Source organism: Dethiosulfovibrio russensis (assembly GCF_021568855.1).
Taxonomy (GTDB): domain Bacteria; phylum Synergistota; class Synergistia; order Synergistales; family Dethiosulfovibrionaceae; genus Dethiosulfovibrio; species Dethiosulfovibrio russensis.
Genome location: NZ_JAKGUG010000009.1, coordinates 23137 through 38465, shown reverse-complemented (window position 1 = coordinate 38465; position 15329 = coordinate 23137). Strand labels below are relative to the sequence as shown.

The following is a 15329-nucleotide window of genomic DNA, read 5'->3' as shown; positions in this document are numbered from 1 at the left end:
GCTCGATGGGGCCGGGAGAGGCAAACGACAGGAGAGCCGCTTTTATAGATCTGGGGACGAACTCCGCCAGGGTCTTGGTCGTCTCTCTGCGTAACGACGGAGTTTTCCACGTGCTGTCGGATCAAAAAGAGTCGGTTCGCCTCGGCGAGGGCGAATTCAAGACTAATATGTTAACTTCAGATGCCATGGATAGAGCGATCCTGGTGCTGAGTCGCTTCGCTCAGTTAGCCCGGAGCCTGGGAGTCTCGGACGTTATGGCCGTAGCTACCTCAGCCACGAGGGACGCGGAAAACGCCGATGTCTTTATCAACAGGGTTAAAAAAGAAGCTGGTCTCGATCTGAAGATTATATCGGGACTGGAGGAGGCCAGGCTTATACACCTGGGAGTGGCCAGAGGCTACCATCTAGGTAACGACGAAGCTCTCTTTATAGATATTGGCGGAGGAAGTACCGAGCTTATCCTGGGAGGACAGAATGATTTTTCCTTTCTGGATTCCCTAAAGGCCGGGACTATAAGGCTTTATAACGATTTTTTCCCCTCCGACTATGTTGGTCCTGTCTCGAAAGAACTCTACAGGGACATGAAGCGCTACGTAAGAGGACGAGGAATCCGCTCTTTAAAACACATAAGATCGTCTCAGTTCAAGAGGGTCTTCGCGTCATCCGGAACGGCTAGACATCTACAGGAAATCGCCGCCGGGCTTTTTCCCGACTTGATAGACGTTCCCGTGGACGGTCCTGTCCTGCCCCTGGACGCGTTGAGAAAGGTCTCTCGAGTTTTATGTCCTATGTCCGCCGACGAGAGGGAAAAGGTAAAGGGCGTGTCCAGCCGAAGAAAGGACATAATAATAACCGGTGCGGCTATCATGGAGACCGTCATGGAGGAGCTCAGCCTCGACAGGGTTACCGTGACCGACAGAAGCCTTAGAAACGGTATGCTCGAGGATTACCTAGTGAAACACGGTCTGATCGAGGGACTTTCCATCAGGGAGGAGAGCGTTCTTCGGCTGGGGCGCTCATGTGGGTTCGACGAACGACACGGAAGGCATATCGCCAAACTAGCCTTGGATCTATTCGACAGTTCCGGGAATTTAGGGCTCCACGATCTAGGTGCAGGCGCGAGAGAGCTTCTTTATTATGCCTCTTTGCTGCACGATATAGGCATGTTCCTTTCCTTCAGCGATCACCATCACCACGGCGCGTATATCGTGAGAAACGCCCAGTTGTTGGGTTTTACCGACATGGAACTTCAGATTATGTCCTCTTTGGTCAACTATCACAGAGGGAAGAGGCCTAAAAAAAACGACCCCATGATTTCCTGTCTCGATGGCTGGGGAATCGCGGTAGTAAGAAAATGCGGCGTTTTCTTGAGGATGGCCGAGAGCATGGACAGGAGCCATCGGTCTATCATCGAGGGGGCCATATTCGAGAGCGAGGGGAAGAGGATTCGTCTATCCTTGAGCCTGAGAGAGCCGGAGGAGTGGGAGCTGGAGAGATGGGCCGTCGAGAGGGATATGACGGATTTTAAGAAAATTTTCGGGCGAACTTTTTCACTTCTAGCGGTATAATATCCTTATCTTCTGATGGAGATGGGGGAATGATTTTGAATAATAGACGACTTTTTGTAGGTTATCTAGAGCTTGACGGACGTATCGATCGTGGCTACGTATTGGCCAATGGCGATAGGATAGAGGCGGTAGGATGGGGAGAGTTGACCGTTTCCGGGTCGGTTCCCGTAAGGGTATTCCATCCCGATGCCGTGATTCGACAGGGACAGTTCAACGCTCATTCTCATCCGGAACAATCCATATATGTCGATATGGTCGATCCCGCCTGGGATCTGGGTACCTGGTGTCGTAACACCATTTACCGTTACAGTCCCTTCCTCACTCCCAGGCAGGTTCGACTGGCATGCCGAAGGGCTTTTTCCAGAATGGCCCTTTACGGTACGTCGACGGTCATGGTCTCCTTCTACCTGCATAACGGCAGGGGAAACCTGTACGATAGAGAGGTCATAGCGGCGGCAAGGGACGTCGGGATCAGGCTTATTTTCGGCAGGATGACCTACGATGTTATATCCAAGGACGCCTATGAGGGAAAGAGAAGGTCCCAAGAGGGGTATTACGAGACCGTCGAGGACGGAGAGAGATATCTCAGGGAGCTTATGGAGCTTGAGGGATCCGATGTCGTGGTCGCGCCGGCAGTTCACAGCATGCACGGTTCCACCGAGGACGCTATCGTGACCGCCCTCCGTGTCGGCTACGAGTTGGATCGTCCCGTCCAGTTTCATCTATCGGAGGACAAGGGAGATGTCGACATATCCCTTGATAGTTATGGATGTCGTCCTGTGGAGTTCCTGGATTCTCTGGTGAGTTCAGGCAAGGTACCTGGTCTTGATAAAATGATAGTGTCCGATTGTTGTTGGGTGGACGAAACGGAGAGGGCCTTGATGGCCGATAGAGGGATTTCCGCAGTCTTGAATCCCAGGATGAACGATAGGGTCGGAGTCGGTTTTACCGACCTTCCAGCCCTGGTCGATTCCTCTATTCCCCTGTTTCTCGGAACCGATGGAGAGGCTAGCAACGACGATCTGTCGTTGGAGAACGAGAGATCCTTCCTTAAGGATCGATATGACGGGGTTGTCTCGCGTTCCGTGATCGATGAGATAGGGAAGGGGACATTTGCCTTCGGAAATAGAAAGATAGGACCTCTCAGACCGGGTCGTCTATGCGATTTCAGGGTGGATGATAAGGACGGAAAGACGGTCCATCTTTTCGTCGGAGCCTCCCAGGTAGTGAGAGACGGTCGACTGGTAAAGCTCGATCTGGAGTCCGACGTGGAGGCACCTCTGAGCGAGGAGATAGAGAAGATGAGAGAGACGGTGGAAATTTAGCCGTTTCTACTCTATAATACCCCTTGCGATGTGTTTTTTGCCCCGTGGTGCAAAGGCAGCACAACGGATTTTGGTTCCGTCGATCCTGGTTCGAATCCAGGCGGGGCAGCCAATGCCTGTGATACCAACAGTTTAGGGCTTTTGATTAAATCAGATAAGCCCTCCAACAACGACGGATTTGCATAATAGCTAATAGGTTAGTCATGGTCAGTCGTGACATGATCCATTGTGATAAGCCCCATCTTTCCCTGTCGCCACAGGGTTGAAGGTGGGGCTTTTGTCATACCCTCATTGTAACCAAGAGGATGCTGTATCATGAAATACTTTTCGGCATATAGCCGGTGAGGCTTATTGAAAAAAGAAGAGGCCCGGAGTTCTGCGCACCGGGCCTCTCTATCCTTTTTTATACACGTCTCCCCTGTGGTCTATAAGCACCACCAGGATGGTGACTTTGCTATCTTCGATCGAGCATATCAGACGGTAATCACCGACCCTGTAACGCCAATAATATCCAAGTTTGCCTACATTTTTAAGGCCTTTTACTGCGGCAACGTCGTACTCAATCGTCCAAGTCAAGCTCAAGCCTCACTTCTTCTGAACTTAACGGCTTAGCCCCTTTTTTCCTGCTCAAGGCCATAGCTTCAGCAGCGAGATAGCAGTCTTCCATGTCGTCCAGATAGTTCTCGATGGACTTACGAGCATGCCAGCTGTTCGTCTAGCCTTATGGCTAGCATATGGACTCCCTATTTCGACGATAGTGTAATATGGTTTTGTAGGTTCACGACCATACACGAAGAGGAGGTGCGATGATGTCGACTTCTAAGAGGTTGAAGATCGCCTGTGTTCAACTGAGAGCTAGAGACGTGGAGGAAAGGCAAGAGTCCTTAAAGGAAGCCCTCGATGGCATAAGAGAGGCCTCTGGGTTTGGAGCTCAGATAGTGGTCCTTCCCGAGGCTGTTTTCCCGGGATATGTGTTGGATCGCTGGGCCGAGGATCCTGACTCTCCGGATGAATCTCGAAGGGCTCTGGAAAGCTTCAGGGAATCCGCCATGGAAAACGGAGTTTATCTGGCCGTAGGTCTGGCACTTCACAAAAACGGAAGCTGGATAAACGGAGCGGTCCTCATCGATCCGGATGGGGAGATCCTTCTGGAGGAAGGCAAGCGTTTTCTGTGGCATTTCGACGATCGATGGTTCAAAAAAGCTCACTCCTACGATTTGGCCGATACCCCTTGGGGCAAGATCGGACTTTTGATATGTGCTGATGCCAGAAATCCCGAAGTGATTCGTAATCTGTCCCGTAAAGGGGCAAATCTGATATTGGATCTTGCCAACCTTACATCTTCTGGAAAGGATGCTGATTTGCTTTTAAATCAGCAGGTAAATTTCATGCTACCGGTAAGGGCCTTTGAAAACTGTGTCTGGATAGCTATGGCCAACAAATCCGGCATGGAAAACCGATCGGTCGTCTACTGTGGAAGATCTGGCATATACGATCCTTCAGGTCGCTCTGTAGCCGCCCTGGAATCGAAGGATCCAGGTGTGCTGGTGGAGGAAATCGATCTGTCCAACTGTCTCAGCATGGTCCCACTCAAAGAGGGTATCTGTGGCACATTGATCGAGGAAAAATTCCCTGTTTTTCAAGGGGAAGCCGCTGTGGTTATGGTCTCTTTGGCTCAATTGGACTGGGATTCACTGGTCGTATTGAATAGGGTAAAGAGCTTTGTCCGCCAGGCCTGGCTTCAGAGAGCCGATCTGTTGGTCCTGTCTCCGCTGCCAGACTCAGATGAGATGGAGTCCTTAGCGATGGAGCTTCTGCTGGATTTATCTCGGTCATATGAAAATATGTGGATCGTCTTTGCCCGAGAAAACGGTCCTAAAGGGCCGATCTCGTGGTCGATCAAAAATGGCCAGGTCTGTAATGTCTCTCTCGGTAGCCACGGCCATGGTCTGGGAGATGCGGTTCCCGTGGTTCGAACCGACATAGGAGCCTGGGGAATCTTGATCGAGGAGGACGGTTACGTGCCGGAGATCTCTAGAATACAGGCGATCGAGGGGGCGGAGATACTCGTTTGGTTTGCCCCTGATGGGCCTATGACGGAGCATCTGGCCAGAAGCAGAGCGGCGGAGAATAAACTGTTTGTGGTAGCCGCAGCTTCTGCATCCGTCGGAGGAAGTCTTATTGCGTCTCCCGACGGAGCCGTTTTATCCCAGGCTTTTGTAGGCGAAGATCAAATGATATCGGCACTATGTCCTCTATGTTTATCCAGAGAAAAATCGGTAGTTCCCGGTACGGACGTGCTTTTAGACAGATCTCCCGAGGATAATATCTTCAGGAACCGGTAGGCATAGCCACCATAGGGCCCTTTTTTTCGAAGAACCCCGAGCTCTCTCGTTCCAGAATTCTGTCCGCCATAGCCTGTGCAGTGAGCACGGTTCGGCGGACCTTTTTTTTATGGTTGATGTCGTATCCTATGAAATGCCCATTTTCTACTATCAGTTTTATGGTGCCTCTGTCCATGGGATCACCTCCAAATATCTTTTATACAGATATTACGACGTCTTTTTCATCGTGTCAACCGATATCTTTGGGGCGGGGTTGTATAAAATATCGGTTTGATGGATAATAGAGTTCGATATAAACCTTGGAGGTGATGCTATGACTCGAGGGGAGAGATTGCGCCGGGTCAGAAAAGATCAGGGTCTTACTCAGACCGAGCTGGCCAGGTTGTCGGGGGTAAAGCAAAACACCGTAAGTCAGGTCGAAAACGATAGAATAGGTCTCTCCATAGAGACTTGGGAAAACTTAGCCTCCGTTTTGGGGTGTTCCGTAGGTTATCTCGTAAGTGGAGAGGGAGATCGAAAAAGCTCCGGGCACAGGGGGTCTACCGGAAAGCTCTCGTTTTCTCAGTGGATAGACGTTCCCATTCTCGACGATACAGCAGTGGCCTGTGCTGGAAACGGCATAGGTGGAATGGCCGAGGTCTATGCAGATGCGGAGGACTCTATAATGCTTCCCGGCGAGCTGTTGGGAACCGTATCGGTGAACGCCGATCGTCGTCCCTTCATAATCACGGTGGAGGGAGATAGCATGGAAGAGGCCGGAATTTTGGATGGAAGTCAAGTCGTGGTAAATCCGGAGGAAGAGGTGTACGATGGCGACCCCGCTTTGGTAAGCTTCGGGCGAAACGGCGATTGGGCGGTCAAATGGGTCTATTGGCAGAGAAACGGAGCGGCGGAGATACGATCGTCCTCCTTGAGATACCCTCCCAGATCCTTTTCCGTGGAAGATATAGACGAAGGGCTATTCCAGATAATAGGTAAGGTAGTCAGGACGTTAGGTAAGCCTAAAAGAGGGGCTTAAGGCCTTTGCGGCCCTTTCCCCAGGACTTCCGAATGGAAGGCTCCGGGTATCCTCGGGGCCTTTTTTCATTAAAAACAGTAGCCGTCCGGGTATTGGACTCTCCCGGACGGCTACGAATATGCTATTGGCGGAGGGTGTGACAGCCATATTTTAGCCTATTGCAAGGATGTAGGTGATTTAGTAGCCACTTTTGTAGCCACTGATATTGTTTGTCATGTTAAACTTATCGGCGTAGCTATAGCTATCTTATTGGCAACAGGAGTGTATATATCCACTTCTTGCGACGGTGTAGTTATGGAAACGATAAGAGAATAACGGGTTTCTTTGTTGTAACACATCAGATTTGCACGCTGTTTCCACCAACCAATACGAGGGATAATCGCCATTAAGTTTGATGATGCGAGTTCAGCCGCTGTGCCTTGCCAAATGTCTGAGTGAAGCGAGCCTTTATCCCTAGTATTAGAGCCGATTTTCCAATGGTCGCTTGGGCTTCCTGTTTGTGTATTTCTATCCGCCTCGTTCCGGTCAGCCTTATTTATACGATAAAGGAATTCCTTCTTTGATTCATTAGGGGATATCAATTCAAATCGTAAAAGGTGTGAAGGGTAACGGTATCGATCTTTCCATCCTCTTTCTCCTGGGCCAGGCTCGATAAAATAAGAGAGGGTCACACGCATTTCAACAGGCATGTCTTGGAGACTCTCAAGCTCTTCTTTAGGCCAAGGTAATTCGTAAAAGTGCATATCCTTTGTGGATGGTGCTGCTGAGCCTCTCTTTTGGAAAGGTTGGATTTTTTCTTGGGCTATTAAGGTCAAAGAATTTGATGCGCAATATAGTGCTTTTTGCAAATCTGGAACGCCATAACCGCAAACTTTAATTAATCTGCGAACGTCAGTTTTGTTTTTCATGCCATTTCCAAAATCCTGAATCATTTGATCGGTCCATTGGGCCGAATGAACCATCAAAGCACGAATCGTTTCTGGCCAATAGTTCGGATATTGTGTCTGAATTTGAGCAGCAAACCATGCGGCTTTTGCTGTTGCACAACTTGTCATCCCAAAGGGTGTGAATTGTGCTACGGTTGGTTGATGATATGTAGACAGATCCATTAAATCGTTACACTGACACACAGAATTATTGAAGCCGCAGGCTAGGTTTCCACCTTCCATCAATATATCCGGTTTTAAGGGCCATTCTGTTCCCCAAGACTGGTTTAAAGAGGTTGTGCTGAAGGGAGATAATCCTCGATATGGTGCCATAGGAATGTATCCTGAAAGAGTGGGGTCTTTTATCTCCCTTTTTTCAGTGTAAGCTCCAACCGTTATAGCATTCCAAGATTGATTGGGATCATTCACGACAGCGTTGCATTGTTTGTAATAATAAGGCATGTAATCGTTGCAGTTCCCTGCGCTAATTATTAATAACCTTTGGGGCTCGTCTGTTGCACCGGAAGTAATTTGGTCTAGTTCAGCCGACCAGGAAGTAGGCCTACCTGGGTTCCTGGTTTCATTAGCTGTTGTTGCCATGCAGAAGATTCTTTTACGATTTGGAGCTTGAATTTCCGCTAAACTGACTCCTTGACTAGTGATGGCTCCCCATAGTTTTTGGTCGTTTCCTCCTGTAGGGGGGATTATTTTTACTGATTCGAGGCAATGGCTAAGAAGTACAGGATTGTTGTTTCCCAATGCACTGCTTAGGTCCCCATATGCGGCGATTCCTGCCATAGAGGTCCCGTGTCCGTTAGAGTCGTTGCTTTGCCAGGTTGGTGTTACTGCTTGACAATCGCTGTCTTTTAATATTGGAGAGAGCAATACGTGTCCATTATTGACGCCTGTATCTAAAAGGCAGACGGAAAAATCATTGTAAGTCCCATTTTTTTGTATTCTACTGAGAAGTTCTTTTGCCCATTCTGATTGCTCATGGGGGGATAAATTATCCCAAAAACTGGAAAGTTCTTTAGAACGGCGAAATTCTGCCAAATGATCAGATAAAAGGATTAGTCTATACAGTTGAGCTCGATTTGCCTTAACTAATTTGACCGCTCTTTCTGGGAAAAAAATGGTATTAGAATCATAATAAATCCTTTGGTTTTTAAGCAGTGATTCAAAATCAGCGACATCGCTTTCTAGGTCGGAACTTAGCCAAACCTCACACCATACGGGGTTGTCGTCAGGAATCAAGTTAACGTCATCTTGCCAAAAGGGTTGAATTGAATCGACTTGTTTTATCTGGGAAATTGTCTCTATAAGAGCGGCATTGGTGTTGCCGTCGTTACGGTAATTATTTATTTTTTTAAGAAAATTCCTCCTTTTTCTGTTGGGGATAAACACAGTTGCATAGGTTGTTTCGTTATCGTCGTTTTCGTTCTCCTTTAGTTTTCTAACATTAAGGAGACGAGCTTTTTTAGATCCTTTAAGGTCTTCAAGTGATTTTGTGGCGAGTTCATAGCCCGCCTCTCCTCCGAACTCTAAATAGACACCTTCTCGGTCAGTTGCATTTATCGCGATTTGTGCGTTTGTGGCTTCTCGCCAGGCTTCGTTAAATTTATTTTTAAGAAAATCTGCATGCGGAACACGTTGACGTTCAGGTCTTATTTTTGAGGGATCATTAGAGTGATCTCTTGGGGGAGTTGTGAATTTTCGTGTTTTTGCTGTGTCTTTAATAAAGAGATGAGGAAGATTGACCTGCATATACCCATTACCTCCTTATGTCACCGCCGCTCTTGGCTTCTTTCCTTTCTTGAATCATGACGATCAAACGATCTTCTTTGACAAGCTCCTTGTCGGATAAAATTGCTTCTTTTATGGCGTCTCGACATGCTCCATCAATTTCACCGTGGCTCAACCCATCGCTTTGTTTTAAGCTTTCGTCCCATTTAAACGAAGATGCATTGACAAAAGTCCCAAGAACATTACATATTAGTTGTTTTCTCTGCTTCTCGTCAGGGTTATCGTAATAGAGGACATCATCAAAACGTCTAAAAAGAGCTTGATCGAGTAGCGAGGGGTTGTTGGTTGCTGCCACTATCAAACTATCAGAAGTATCCTGTTCTATGAATTGCAAAAATGAGTTTAAGACACGCCGCATTTCTCCTACGTCATCGTCACGAGAGCGTTCTCCTCCGATAGCGTCAAATTCATCAAATAAATAAACGGCGAGTTCTTGCTGGATTAGGTCAAATATCTGTCGTAGCTTTGCGCCGGTTTCCCCCATAAATTTTGTTACTAAACGGTCTACCTGTATTGTTTGCAAAGGCAACCCTAGCTCTTTAGCCAGTACTTTTGCTGTCATTGTTTTGCCTGTTCCAGGTGGGCCAATAAGGAGGATCTTTCTACGATGTTTTAAGCCGTAGGCTTTCAACTTTTCCTGTTGGCTATATTCATGGAGAATTCGATCGATTCGTTTCTTATGATCGTTGCTCATAACAAGAGAAGACCGTGGAAGAGTAGGCTCTTCTGTTAAAACTAAGCCACGGAGATCCTTGGGGAAAGATATAATATTAGGGCCACTTTTGCTCTTTTCTTTTAAAATAATATCTCTAATATCATTAGCAAGAGCCATATGCCCTTTTTTAGCTTCATGGGCAGCAACTTGTAGAGCGATACTATAAAATCGCTCTCTTTCGTTGCTGAAGTGAGACCGTATTAGTGATTTTATCTGTTCCGCATTTGCCATGATAGCTATATCCTCCATAATTTGACACGATCATATACTCGCACAAATAAAATAAAACTAAGGCTTTTTACAAACATACTATCATGCCATATGAGGAAGTAAATAGCAAGAGAAGCTCTTTCCTTCTGGGAAACTGTTTTTTTGATTTTATCTAGAAAGATATTAATTCTTCCCAGGCTCTTTTGTGCCATTACCAATTCGAGTTCTCCCTTGGCACCATTCGATTTTTGCTTTCCCTACAGGGTTTGGGCCATCACCCGGATCCTGGTACCGTTGTTTATCATTCCATCCTTCTGCGCTTGGTCTTTGGAACTTACCTCTATTGCCTCCCTATCAGTACTCGTCCGTATTGATCCTCTAACGTAATCTTGCCCAGTGCCGCTTTGAAGAGCGTCGCCAGGAACTCCCGATCTTCCGGGGCCAACCTGCTGACGTTCTTGGCTACGTGGCGGAACTTAAGGTCGATGTCCGGATCCTCCGCCGCCAGCATCTTCATCAGAGTCTCTAGGTCTTCCTCGCTCTGCCCCTTCTTTTTCTCCGTTTCCTGCTGTGTTTCTCCGTCCCGGGCCGAAAGGTATCTTCCGTAGGCTTTGCGGCCGTCTCGTCCGGCGATAGCCATCGAAGGACCTCCTTGTGTTAGGACACTTAGGTGTTTAAGGGTATAACTTCATAAATTGATTAGGTGGATAGTTGACTGGACCCATTAGGTGAACCGTTATCCGCCTTGGAGTTATGTGGGTGACTTTGTCTTGGGCTTTTGTAGTAGCTATGGCGGAAAAATCGTAGTACTCGGCGAGGAACGTAGTTGGCGGCTTTTTCTCTGTCAGCCAGAACTTTACGGCCCCAAGAGGCTCGTATGGGTTTTGCGTCCTGACGATTATGCCGAGATATTTAGCCTCTGGCCGCTCCTTCAAGTTGTTCGGGAGCACCAAGAACCTTCCCCGGTAATAGATCCCCTTCGTGAGTTCGTAGATCCCCGCTACAGGGTCTTTGGAAGAAGCTTCTTTGGCTATTTTCTCTGCTTGTTCGTACCCTATCGGTCCGAATGGCAAGAAGGCCGCACATGCCTTTGTGGTGCAGAATAAGAGAATGGTAAGCACCAACAAAGTAAAAAGCTTTTTCATGGTTGTTCCTCGTCCCTCCCTTTTTCTTTCTTATGTGTTGGTTCCTACCAAGTCGCCACCCCTGACGGTGGTATCCTTCCTCTCCGGGCCGAAAGGTACCTTCCGTAGGCTTTTCGGCCGTCTCGTCCGGCGATACCCATCGAAGAACCTCCTTGTGAAAGTCTTTGATTCGATGGATGGAGAGCTCTAACTCGCAGCCATTTCGTCCTCGCCGTCATCCCAAATGGAAATATCTTCTACGGAAATTTCACGATTTAACCAAGCTTCCTTTGCCTGTGGGTTTTCTGATATCAGACGGTTAATGCTTTGGGTTTCCTGGTATTCTCTTGCCTCTGCTGCCATGGTCCACTTGGCCTCTATCCCCATTCGCGTGACTTCTTCCTTGATTTCTTTGATAGAGGCGTTGAAAAATTCTTTCCGATGGTTGACCTTGTTTACCTGGTTGAAAGCGAAATGTTTATGTAGGTCTCTTTCAAGGGATGGCGCATCCTCGCTCCATATCATAGCGTGGACGTCGAATTTGAATGGGACACTGGCATCTCCTAGCTCTCTTACCCTATCTAATGGTTCAAGTCGTCTTGTCATGCCGATTTTATAGATGTTCTCTCCAAAGGAACCTATGTTGGAAATGACATAGACATAGCCCCTTTTCGTCTGTTGCGCCATAGAAAGAGCTCGTTGGTTCTTTTCTTCGACTTCTTTTAATTTTTCTTTTAGCTCTAGTATTTTTGCTTCCAGCTTGCTCTTTTCTTCGTTTTTTGCTTGATCGTATTTTTTCTTGATCTTGTCCATTGCTTTTTGAAGCAGGTCTTCTTCCTTGGCAGCGTCTTTAATGGCTTTTTCGATTTCTTTTTGTGCTTTCTGTTCTTCTCGCATTTGTTCTTTTATCCGTCGTTGCTCTTCCTTTTCTTCGTATAGCTTCATTTGATACTCGTGAGTAGCATGCACTTCAGAAATTTTTAGACGAAGATATTCATTTGATATAAGGATGGAGTGGCTTTTGCCTAGGCGATTTATGCTTGAGTATGATTTATTGATCCTCTCTTCCATGCGGGGTGCGTTGTTCCATTTCACATTTGAAATAGCTGAGTCACACTCTCCATTGAAAGCTCTCAGCATAAGTTTTGAGTTTCGTTCTATCATCTTCTCGCCTTTTGAGTAGTCTCCATTTACAGTCCACCCAGTTTCGCTTGAGACCGCGACCTTATTCTTTATCATCTTTTTTTGTTTTTCTTTTAGCTCTTTTATCTGAGCCCTGTATTCTTCCGACGTTTCAAAATCGAATTCGGGGTCATACATGCCATAGGATTGTATCTCAAGTTTTTCTTCGCCTTTTTGCAGCTCGGCAAGGGTATCGTTAAGTCGTTCTTCTGCGAGGTCTGTCTCTCTCTTGATTTCCTCAAGTTCCTTTTGTCTTGCGCTGAGCTCATTATTCTTGTCAGATATCTCTTTTTCCAGGTTTGCAACCGGCTCGTATTTTGACAGTTGGTCAAGTCGCTTCCGTTGTTTTTGCAATAAATACAAGAATGCTAGTGATATAGCTACAATCAATATAACAACTAGTTCTATTGACATGCCTTCATCTCCCTATGTTGTGTCAATAAATTTTCCCTATCAGCTTGAACCCCTTCCTTGGCACCTCTCCGATCACTGTTCCCAGCACGTAAAACTCTTCTTCTTCACGTACCTTCTTGTCCAAATAGCTCTCGTTTATCGCTCTTAGGGTTATCCCTCCTTCCTTGTCGAACTCTATTCCCCTGACCATAATCCTGCCGTTGCACATGGCGACGACGATATCGCCGTTTTCAGCTTCTATTCCGGCGGCGAAGAGTAGCCACGCCCCGTCTTCGATCCTGGGGGCCATGGAATCTCCTTCGACCTCAATGATCTTGAAGTCCTTCGTCTGCCAGCTGTAACCGATCAACTCGCTTTCTCGAATTGGGTAGACCGAGGTCATTTCCCATTCGACATCGTGCGCATACAGATTCCCATTCCCACAGCAGGCCTTTACTCCGGAGACTATAGGGATCATCAAGACCTTTTCTCCTACTTGGGATGGGTCTTTGAAAATTCTGGATTCTACCTTGTTTTGTGGCTCTAGCGGGGCGGGGTCATCTGTTTCACCGTTGAGATATGATGACGTGGTCCCCAGGGCCTGCGCAATCAGCTTAAGTGAGTTAGCGTCAGGGTTCCTCTTGTTCCCCTCGTAGTTAATGATTGTGTTGCGTGATAGCCCAGTCATATCAGCTAAGTCCTTTTGATTCAAGCCTGCCTGAGTCCTTAGGCTTTTCATCCTTTCTGCTAGAAGATCCCCCATAATTTCACACCCCAATCTATATGTAATTGTCGTCGATCGTTGGCAAAACGCAAGGAGAAGTGTTTTTGCTTTTTGGGTTGACGTATGTATGCTTAGGGTGTATTGTCTCAGTAAAGCACACGATATTGTGCTCAAGGAGAAAGGGAGGAGGTGATCTTAGATGAGCAAATGGGGCGAAGTTTTGAAGTCAGCGAGAGATTTAGTTGGTATGACCCAGGTTGAAGCGGCAAACAGAACGGGGTTGTCGAGGAACACGATCATAAACTACGAGAAGGGTTATAGAATTCCTGGAGCCGATGAGCTTGAACTTTTAGGTAAGGTGTATAAGCAAACGTTTGTTACTCCGGAATGTTCAAACCCTCCCCTCCCCCGGGAGAAGGAGGAGGTGTCAGCCTGATCCCGGGGGCGCCTAGGGTAGCGTCTCTAGTAGGGGAGCTCCGAGGGGTTGTGGAACTGCTGGGCAACCTTCATCTCAGGAGTGACGAAGCGGGGGAGGTGCTGGCCTTTTTGGAGGATCTGGAGGATGGACAAGCGGACGAGGCGGACACAAAGGTGTTTATCGAGACGCTGACGAGGCAGATCGAGGTATCAGTACGGTTCCTTCGATCGATCGGCGTGAGAGTGGGAAGCATCCAAGAAGGGAGTTCAGTGCCGTCTTAGCAATTTGATCCGAACCATCGGAGAGCTGTACGAGCGATGCGATTCTCCGGAAGAGGTCATGAATCTCCTGCTGGATGTAGGTGACGGAATCAACCACCCGAAGAACGAGGCGTTTATGGATCTCCTGGAAGCCCTGGTCCCCCTGGCCGGGGAGGTGCTGAAGGCGGTGAAACATGGAAAGGAGGAGGAACCATGAAGCGGCTGAGGCCGGTAAATAGATCCTATCGCAATGGTTCGGTCGTCAGGGTGCGTAACAAGTGGGTGGCCATGTCCGATGCCGACACGGCCAAAGCGGTCGTCGAGGTCGCCAGAGGAATGCCGGAGGATGCCACGATCTACGATCTGTACGACGAAACCCGAGATCGAGGGATCCATTCGGATGAGCCTGTGGAATGGGGGCTAAATGATATGGATGTCCGCTGGTGGCGGGAGAGGAGGATGTCGCATGTTCTTCGGCGATGATTTTCAGGGGTTCTGCGTAAAGCTGTCTCAGGGGATCGCCCCTTTGCTGGCCAAGTCGACGGCAAAGCTGTTGAGCCCCGTTTTGGAACAGGCGGTTGCGGATGCCGTGTCCGGTATTGAAAAGGGGCCCGAGCCTCTGTTTCTGAGTCTGGAACAGGTGCTGGCCATATTCCCGGTAGGCAAGTCTACCTGGTGGGAGGGCGTCAAGAAGGGGGATTATCCGGCTCCCTATAGGCTTTCCGATCGCCGTGTTGCCTGGGATGTGGAGGAACTGCGTCAGTTGAAAGCCCGTCTGGTGGCTGAAAAGCGGTGTTCGGCATGAAAAGCAAAAGGTGGAACGGTCAGGTTATGAAGCACCAGAAAACGATGATGGAAAACGATCGCCGAAAGGCCGCCGCCGAGGCGGAGGCGAACCGAATCAGGGCGGCGATGAATTGCCCGGTGGTGTGCCGTATGTCGGCAGGTCGAGAGCTTGCGGAGCTCAGAGACAGGTTGGAGCTGGAACGGGCCGAGCTGGATTATGCGGCTAGGTTGGTCGAGAGATACAAGGATTCGTCGGCCAGAAGACGACAAAAGAAGGCCGAATTGCTTGTGGCCACTCTGGAACGTCGAGTGAGATCCGCGGAAAGGGCGGTGTGTTGAATGAGGTTGATTAAGGCAATCGAGAGAAAACTGAGACATTACAGAAAGGGGCGTTGGTACGAGGTCAACATGGGGGATTACGCCCGGCGGACTCTCTTGAAGGTTATCGACGGTGACATCCGGTCCTGTCTGCGAGATCAGATAACCCTGGATCAGGCGGATGTCCTTTACTCCATGGCGGGGAGGTCGTAGT

19 protein-coding genes and 1 tRNA gene are annotated in these 15329 nt (G+C 48.2%); 12 read left to right on the top strand and 8 right to left on the bottom strand.

The window, feature by feature from the left end; genetic code table 11:
* Positions 1 to 5: 5 nt before the first annotated feature.
* The 3 genes from L2W48_RS10220 to L2W48_RS10210 all read left to right on the top strand — a co-directional run bounded on the left by L2W48_RS10220 (position 6) and on the right by L2W48_RS10210 (position 3005).
* Entirely contained in the window at positions 6 to 1568 is a 1563-nt protein-coding gene (locus L2W48_RS10220; protein WP_236099775.1) for a Ppx/GppA phosphatase family protein, read from the top strand.
* Positions 1569 to 1597: 29 nt separating this feature from the next.
* Positions 1598 to 2893, top strand: a complete 1296-nt coding sequence (locus tag L2W48_RS10215; RefSeq protein WP_236099776.1) for an amidohydrolase family protein — start codon at positions 1598 to 1600, stop codon at positions 2891 to 2893.
* A 38-nt stretch (positions 2894 to 2931) separates the two neighbouring features.
* Positions 2932 to 3005: transfer RNA gene (locus tag L2W48_RS10210), tRNA-Gln, on the top strand.
* A gap of 281 nt (positions 3006 to 3286) precedes the next feature.
* On the opposite strand, the gene L2W48_RS10205 is transcribed toward L2W48_RS10210, so the two are convergent.
* On the bottom strand, positions 3287 to 3469 hold the full coding sequence (locus tag L2W48_RS10205; protein WP_236099777.1) for a type II toxin-antitoxin system RelE family toxin: 183 nt from the start codon (positions 3467 to 3469) through the stop codon (positions 3287 to 3289).
* Between the two features lie 233 nt (positions 3470 to 3702).
* On the opposite strand from L2W48_RS10205, the gene L2W48_RS10200 reads away from it, so the two are divergent.
* Positions 3703 to 5238, top strand: coding sequence for a carbon-nitrogen hydrolase family protein (locus tag L2W48_RS10200; protein WP_236099778.1), 1536 nt, complete (start codon positions 3703 to 3705; stop codon positions 5236 to 5238).
* Here the strand turns inward: L2W48_RS10200 and L2W48_RS10195 are convergent.
* Entirely contained in the window at positions 5225 to 5413 is a 189-nt protein-coding gene (locus tag L2W48_RS10195) for a hypothetical protein (protein ID WP_236099779.1), read from the bottom strand. The two genes, L2W48_RS10200 and L2W48_RS10195, sit on opposite strands and share 14 nt — an antisense overlap.
* Positions 5414 to 5551: 138 nt before the next feature.
* On the opposite strand from L2W48_RS10195, the gene L2W48_RS10190 reads away from it, so the two are divergent.
* Positions 5552 to 6256, top strand: coding sequence for a LexA family protein (locus tag L2W48_RS10190; protein ID WP_236099780.1), 705 nt, complete (start codon positions 5552 to 5554; stop codon positions 6254 to 6256).
* Positions 6257 to 6468: 212 nt separating this feature from the next.
* Here the strand turns inward: L2W48_RS10190 and L2W48_RS10185 are convergent, their stop codons facing one another.
* From L2W48_RS10185 to L2W48_RS10160, 6 genes are all read right to left on the bottom strand, one after another.
* Positions 6469 to 8946: a S8 family peptidase gene (locus L2W48_RS10185; RefSeq protein ID WP_236099781.1), complete on the bottom strand. Its 2478-nt coding sequence runs from the start codon at positions 8944 to 8946 to the stop codon at positions 6469 to 6471.
* 7 nt (positions 8947 to 8953) lie between these two features.
* Positions 8954 to 9931 (bottom strand): AAA family ATPase, encoded by a 978-nt coding sequence (locus L2W48_RS10180; protein WP_236099782.1) that lies wholly within the window; start codon positions 9929 to 9931, stop codon positions 8954 to 8956.
* Positions 9932 to 10250: 319 nt separating this feature from the next.
* Positions 10251 to 10550 carry a hypothetical protein gene (locus L2W48_RS10175; RefSeq protein WP_236099783.1) on the bottom strand — a complete coding sequence of 100 codons (300 nt, stop codon included), beginning with the start codon at positions 10548 to 10550 and terminating at the stop codon, positions 10251 to 10253.
* 34 nt (positions 10551 to 10584) lie between these two features.
* Complete coding sequence (locus L2W48_RS10170) at positions 10585 to 11055, bottom strand: hypothetical protein (protein WP_236099784.1); 471 nt, start codon at positions 11053 to 11055, stop codon at positions 10585 to 10587.
* A 186-nt stretch (positions 11056 to 11241) separates the two neighbouring features.
* Positions 11242 to 12630, bottom strand: a complete 1389-nt coding sequence (locus tag L2W48_RS10165) for an SNIPE associated domain-containing protein (RefSeq protein ID WP_236099785.1) — start codon at positions 12628 to 12630, stop codon at positions 11242 to 11244.
* Between the two features lie 22 nt (positions 12631 to 12652).
* Complete coding sequence (locus tag L2W48_RS10160; RefSeq protein ID WP_236099786.1) at positions 12653 to 13372, bottom strand: XRE family transcriptional regulator; 720 nt, start codon at positions 13370 to 13372, stop codon at positions 12653 to 12655.
* Positions 13373 to 13532: 160 nt separating this feature from the next.
* Between L2W48_RS10160 and L2W48_RS10155 the strand changes: the two genes are divergently transcribed.
* Genes L2W48_RS10155 through L2W48_RS10125 form a run of 7 tightly spaced genes read left to right on the top strand, consistent with a single transcriptional unit; the run spans position 13533 to position 15328 of the window.
* Positions 13533 to 13769: a helix-turn-helix domain-containing protein gene (locus tag L2W48_RS10155; RefSeq protein WP_236099787.1), complete on the top strand. Its 237-nt coding sequence runs from the start codon at positions 13533 to 13535 to the stop codon at positions 13767 to 13769.
* 50 nt (positions 13770 to 13819) lie between these two features.
* The gene (locus L2W48_RS10150) at positions 13820 to 14032 is read left to right on the top strand and encodes a hypothetical protein (RefSeq protein ID WP_236099788.1); all 213 of its coding nucleotides are present in this window, start codon (positions 13820 to 13822) and stop codon (positions 14030 to 14032) included.
* A 4-nt stretch (positions 14033 to 14036) separates the two neighbouring features.
* Complete coding sequence (locus tag L2W48_RS10145; protein WP_236099789.1) at positions 14037 to 14228, top strand: hypothetical protein; 192 nt, start codon at positions 14037 to 14039, stop codon at positions 14226 to 14228.
* Entirely contained in the window at positions 14225 to 14494 is a 270-nt protein-coding gene (locus tag L2W48_RS10140; protein WP_236099790.1) for a hypothetical protein, read from the top strand. Before L2W48_RS10145 ends, L2W48_RS10140 begins: the two co-directional genes overlap by 4 nt.
* Positions 14478 to 14816, top strand: a complete 339-nt coding sequence (locus L2W48_RS10135) for a helix-turn-helix transcriptional regulator (protein ID WP_236099791.1) — start codon at positions 14478 to 14480, stop codon at positions 14814 to 14816. The genes L2W48_RS10140 and L2W48_RS10135 overlap by 17 nt, the downstream gene beginning before the upstream one ends.
* Positions 14813 to 15136: a hypothetical protein gene (locus L2W48_RS10130; RefSeq protein WP_236099792.1), complete on the top strand. Its 324-nt coding sequence runs from the start codon at positions 14813 to 14815 to the stop codon at positions 15134 to 15136. Before L2W48_RS10135 ends, L2W48_RS10130 begins: the two co-directional genes overlap by 4 nt.
* Entirely contained in the window at positions 15137 to 15328 is a 192-nt protein-coding gene (locus L2W48_RS10125; RefSeq protein WP_236099793.1) for a hypothetical protein, read from the top strand.
* The last annotated feature ends 1 nt before the right edge of the window (position 15329 follow it).

Coding starts and splice junctions, on each gene's coding strand:
- L2W48_RS10220 (WP_236099775.1), top strand. CDS start 6: ATGGGGCCGGGAGAGGCAAACGACAGGAGAGCCGCTTTTATAGATCTG.
- L2W48_RS10215 (WP_236099776.1), top strand. CDS start 1,598: ATGATTTTGAATAATAGACGACTTTTTGTAGGTTATCTAGAGCTTGAC.
- L2W48_RS10200 (WP_236099778.1), top strand. CDS start 3,703: ATGTCGACTTCTAAGAGGTTGAAGATCGCCTGTGTTCAACTGAGAGCT.
- L2W48_RS10195 (WP_236099779.1), bottom strand. CDS start 5,413: ATGGACAGAGGCACCATAAAACTGATAGTAGAAAATGGGCATTTCATA.
- L2W48_RS10190 (WP_236099780.1), top strand. CDS start 5,552: ATGACTCGAGGGGAGAGATTGCGCCGGGTCAGAAAAGATCAGGGTCTT.
- L2W48_RS10185 (WP_236099781.1), bottom strand. CDS start 8,946: ATGCAGGTCAATCTTCCTCATCTCTTTATTAAAGACACAGCAAAAACA.
- L2W48_RS10180 (WP_236099782.1), bottom strand. CDS start 9,931: ATGGCAAATGCGGAACAGATAAAATCACTAATACGGTCTCACTTCAGC.
- L2W48_RS10175 (WP_236099783.1), bottom strand. CDS start 10,550: ATGGCTATCGCCGGACGAGACGGCCGCAAAGCCTACGGAAGATACCTT.
- L2W48_RS10170 (WP_236099784.1), bottom strand. CDS start 11,055: ATGAAAAAGCTTTTTACTTTGTTGGTGCTTACCATTCTCTTATTCTGC.
- L2W48_RS10165 (WP_236099785.1), bottom strand. CDS start 12,630: ATGTCAATAGAACTAGTTGTTATATTGATTGTAGCTATATCACTAGCA.
- L2W48_RS10160 (WP_236099786.1), bottom strand. CDS start 13,372: ATGGGGGATCTTCTAGCAGAAAGGATGAAAAGCCTAAGGACTCAGGCA.
- L2W48_RS10155 (WP_236099787.1), top strand. CDS start 13,533: ATGAGCAAATGGGGCGAAGTTTTGAAGTCAGCGAGAGATTTAGTTGGT.
- L2W48_RS10140 (WP_236099790.1), top strand. CDS start 14,225: ATGAAGCGGCTGAGGCCGGTAAATAGATCCTATCGCAATGGTTCGGTC.
- L2W48_RS10135 (WP_236099791.1), top strand. CDS start 14,478: ATGTTCTTCGGCGATGATTTTCAGGGGTTCTGCGTAAAGCTGTCTCAG.
- L2W48_RS10130 (WP_236099792.1), top strand. CDS start 14,813: ATGAAAAGCAAAAGGTGGAACGGTCAGGTTATGAAGCACCAGAAAACG.
- L2W48_RS10125 (WP_236099793.1), top strand. CDS start 15,137: ATGAGGTTGATTAAGGCAATCGAGAGAAAACTGAGACATTACAGAAAG.